Raw genomic sequence first — 3,496 nt, 5'->3', positions numbered from 1 at the left:
GGCGGCAGCCTCGGTGTGGCCGCCGTGACGATCGCGGCCTTCTACCTGGCCCGACGTTCCTCCCGCAACCTCACCGGGCGGTTGCTGGCCCTGCGCGATGAGTCCCAGGCCTTGGCCGAGGAACGTCTGCCCGCGATCATGGACCGCCTGCACCGTGGTGAGCGGGTCGACACCAACAGCGAACTGCCCGAGCTGCGGGTCGAAGAGGACGAGATCGGTGACGTCGCCAAGGCGTTCAACACCGCCCAGCGCGCCGCGGTCGACGAGGCCGTCCAGCAGACGGAGCTGCGGCAGGGCGTCAACCGTGTCTTCCTCAACATCGCGCACCGCAGCCAGACCCTGGTCCACCGTCAGCTGCGTCTGCTGGACAAGATGGAACGTGAGCAGGAGGATCCGGAGCAGCTCTCCCAGCTGTTCAAGTTGGACCACTTGGCGACGCGTGCGCGCCGTAACGCCGAGAACCTGTTGATCCTCGGTGGCGAGGCCCCCGGCCGTACCTGGCACCGTCCGATGCCGCTGATCGACGTCCTGCGCGGCGCCATCTCCGAGTCGGGCGACTACACACGCGTCAAGCGTGAGCGCATCGCCCGCGTCAACCTCAACGGCCCGGCCGTGGCCGACGTCATCCACCTGGTCGCCGAACTGGTCGACAACGCCGCGATGTTCTCGCCCCCGCACACCCATGTGCGCCTGAGCAGCGAGGACGTTCCCAACGGCGTGACCATCGAGATCGAGGACCGGGGTCTGGGCATGACCGAGGCCGAGTTCGCCTCGGCCAACGCCCTACTGGCCGAACCGCCCGAGTTCGACGTCATGCGCCTCAACGAGAAGATGCGCCTGGGCCTGTTCGTGGTCTCGCATCTGGCCCACCGCCACGGTGTCCAGGTGCATCTGCGCCCCTCGCCCTACGGCGGTGTGCAGGCCATCGTCCTGCTCCCCCAGGAGTTGATCTCCGGAGACCGTACTCCGTTGCCCTCCTCCGAGGACGGTGGAGAGGAGATCTGGGAGGTGCGCGAGATCGTCGACCGCACCCCGGAGGCGGCGCTGGACGCCGGGCGTTCCGACAAGAACGGCCGGGGCGGCAAGCCACTGCTCACCTCGGTTTCCACCCCGGCCGAATCGGGCACGGGCTCGGACGTTCTCGCCGATGCCACGGAGGACGGCCCCCCGCTACCCACCCGCGAACCCCGGATCAGCGCGGTGCCCGAGGCCCCCCGGGAACCCGAGGAACAGACCTCCCACATTCCGGAGACGGAGGGCGAAACGGTGCCGGCCGGGGACGGGCGCCCACCCTTGCCCAAGCGACGTCCACAGGAGAACCTGGCTCCCCAGCTGGCCGAGGACCCCTCCGCGGAGGGCAAGAGCGGTCCGGCCTCCGGCGCTCGGAGCACGACCCCCTCCGTTCTCGATAGCTCGGAACGGCTGGCGCGTCTGCGTAAGAACATGTCCGCGTTCCAGCAGGGGACGGACCGCGGGCGGCGCGAAGGCCGGCAGAACACCAACGACACCGACAAGGACGCGTAACCGTGACCAGTACCGAAAGCGCCGGCGAGAACTCCACCGGCAAGAAGGACATCAACTGGCTGCTGGACGAGTTGCTGGACCGCGCGGTCGGCTCCCGACACGCCATCGTCCTCTCCGCTGACGGCCTGCTGATCGGCCGCTCCCGTGACCTGGTCAAGGAGGACGCCGAACACCTGTCGGCGGTGGCTTCGGCCTTCCAGAGCCTGGCCCGGGGCACCGGCCGCCACTTCGGTGGGGGCGAGGTGCTCCAGACCGTCGTCGAGATGGAGAACGCCTACCTGTTCGTCACCGGTGCGGGCCGTGGCGCCTGCCTGGCCGTCCTGGCCGAGGAAAGCGCCGACGTGGGCCTCATCGCCTACGAGATGAACGTCCTGGTCGACCAGGTGGGCCGTTACCTGGACGCCGCTCCTCGCCATGAGGGTGGCTCCGAAGCCAACCGTTAGGGGTCGGTATGCAAGCGCATGACGAGTTCGATCCGGGCGAGATACACCACGGCACGTCGCGCCGCGACGCCGTGGGGGGATTCGGCGACGACCCCGGACCAGAGGAGGCCGGTCCGCTGGTTCGGCCCTACGTGATCGCCCAGGGCCGGGACCACGCGGACACGGTCCAGTTGGACATGATCAGCGTGGTCATCGCGGCCAAGCGCGCCGAGGTCGACGAGTTGGCACTCGAACCGGAGCAGCTCCGCATCCTCGAGCTGTGCAGAAAGCCCCAGTCGGTGGCTGAGGTCTCCGCCCACTTGGACATCCCGGTGGCCGTGGTCAAGGTGCTGCTCAGCGACCTGCTCAACCGCGGCCTGGCCTTGGCCCGCGCCCCCTACAAAGCGAAGAGCCCGGTGAGCCGGGACGTACTCCAGGCGGTTCTCGATGGCATCCAAAGACTCTGACCCGGGCTCCGAGGCCCCTGTCCCCTCCGCTCTGAAGATCCTGGTCGCCGGGGGCTTCGGCGCCGGAAAGACCACCCTGGTCGGGGCGGTCAGTGAGATCGCTCCGCTCAGCACCGAGGAGGTGATGACCGAGGCCAGCTACGGGGTCGACGACCTGTCCGGGGTGGAGTCCAAGACGACCACCACGGTGGCACTGGACTTCGGCCGCATCACCATCAACGAGGACTTGGTGCTGTACCTGTTCGGCACACCCGGACAGGAACGTTTCTGGTTCATGTGGGAGGAGCTGTCGGAGGGCGCCCTGGGCGCGATCGTCATCGCCGATACCCGACGTCTGGAGACGTGCTTCGCCGCGGTGGACTTCTTCGAGCGGCGAGGTGTGCCGTTCGTGGTGGCGGTGAACTGCTTCGAGGGAGCACACCGGTACGAACCCGACGAGGTGCGCGCGGCGCTCAGTCTGACCCCACAGACACCGGTGGTGCTGTGCGACGCTCGACAACGGGAATCCGCCAAGCAGGTGCTGTTGTCCCTGGTGAGCAAGGTGGCGGAACGCGTCACCGCCTGACCCACCCGTAGGACCCTGGGCCCCGCCCCAGGGTCCTTCTTCTTTCGGAGACCGAATCCGCGGTCTCCCCCTCTGTACACGCGGTCCATCCGGGTAAAGTGCGGGACGTCGAAACGTCCGACCGAGCGGCGTTTCACGTACCCGACGACCCTGTCCCCGTCCGAGGGCGGGACGGACGAAGGTGGAGCACCCATGAAGCGTTTCGAGTGGCGCGACAAGATCCACACCCTGGACGCCGAGGACGACTGCGAGGAGATCGTCCGCATCCTGTCGACCTTGGAGTTCCCCTGGGACATTGAGCAGGCACTGGGACTGGCCCTGTACCGCACCTACGCGATGCCCACCGTCGGACAGTTGCTCGGCGACACCCGCGAGTTCACCGAGCGCACCCAGCACCGTTACGACGACACGGCCCTGATCCTCAACGACATCCTGGAGCACGGTTTCGGCCCTGGCCGGGGGCGGGACGCGCTGCGTCGGATGAACCAGATGCACCGGTCCTACGACATCAGCAACGA

Annotated in this window: 3 protein-coding genes and 2 pseudogenes (1 of these 5 cut by a window edge); all 5 read left to right on the top strand. The window is 68.0% G+C overall.

The window, feature by feature from the left end:
• Positions 1–1,524: pseudogene (locus D472_RS26985) on the top strand (sensor histidine kinase); it begins 998 nt to the left of the window's first position.
• 2 nt (positions 1,525–1,526) lie between these two features.
• A complete protein-coding gene (locus D472_RS0123865; RefSeq protein ID WP_017606955.1) occupies positions 1,527–1,967 on the top strand; it encodes a roadblock/LC7 domain-containing protein in 441 nt (146 codons plus the stop codon).
• An 8-nt stretch (positions 1,968–1,975) separates the two neighbouring features.
• On the top strand, positions 1,976–2,413 hold the full coding sequence (locus D472_RS0123860) for a DUF742 domain-containing protein (RefSeq protein WP_017606954.1): 438 nt from the start codon (positions 1,976–1,978) through the stop codon (positions 2,411–2,413).
• Positions 2,394–2,978, top strand: a complete 585-nt coding sequence (locus tag D472_RS0123855; RefSeq protein ID WP_017606953.1) for a GTP-binding protein — start codon at positions 2,394–2,396, stop codon at positions 2,976–2,978. The genes D472_RS0123860 and D472_RS0123855 overlap by 20 nt, the downstream gene beginning before the upstream one ends.
• Before the next feature lie 192 nt (positions 2,979–3,170).
• Positions 3,171–3,496 (top strand): annotated as a pseudogene (locus D472_RS0123850) (oxygenase MpaB family protein); the annotation flags it as partial.

It is taken from the genome of Nocardiopsis alkaliphila YIM 80379, from assembly GCF_000341005.1.
Classification (GTDB): domain Bacteria; phylum Actinomycetota; class Actinomycetes; order Streptosporangiales; family Streptosporangiaceae; genus Nocardiopsis; species Nocardiopsis alkaliphila.
This window is presented reverse-complemented; position numbering and strand designations above follow the sequence as displayed.